This window comes from Vibrio sp. 10N.222.49.C9, assembly GCF_041474985.1.
GTDB classification, from domain to species: domain Bacteria; phylum Pseudomonadota; class Gammaproteobacteria; order Enterobacterales; family Vibrionaceae; genus Vibrio; species Vibrio crassostreae_C.
The window spans coordinates 1-428 of sequence record NZ_JBFRVD010000852.1 but is presented as its reverse complement, the minus strand read 5'-3'; the positions used below and the strand labels follow the sequence as shown (position 1 = coordinate 428).

The window sequence follows — 428 nt, the reverse complement described above, 5'->3', positions numbered from 1 at the left end:
CTTCATCATGTTCTACGACGAGCACAGTATTGCCGAGATCTCGCAGATGAGTCAGAGTTCCAAGTAGGCGCTCATTGTCTCGTTGATGCAATCCTATAGAGGGCTCATCGAGCACATACATAACGCCAACGAGTCCAGCACCGATTTGACTGGCAAGACGAATACGCTGCGCCTCGCCGCCAGAAAGAGTTTCAGCACTACGCGACAGATTTAAGTAGTTGAGACCAACATTGACCAAGAAGCTCAGGCGATCATTAATCTCTTTCATGATCTTTTCGGCGATCTGAGCTTTTTGCCCCTCAAGACTCATGTTTTCGAAAAACTCCAACGCCTCACTAATACTCATCTCAACGATGTTGGGTAGAGGAGTATCTTGAACAAAGACATTTCGTGCTTCTTCTCGAAGGCGTGTTCCATCACAACTTTTA

1 pseudogene is annotated in these 428 nt (G+C 46.5%); it reads right to left on the bottom strand.

Features of this window, described 5'->3' with window-relative positions:
• Positions 1-428: pseudogene (locus AB4585_RS25910) on the bottom strand (excinuclease ABC subunit UvrA); the annotation flags it as partial.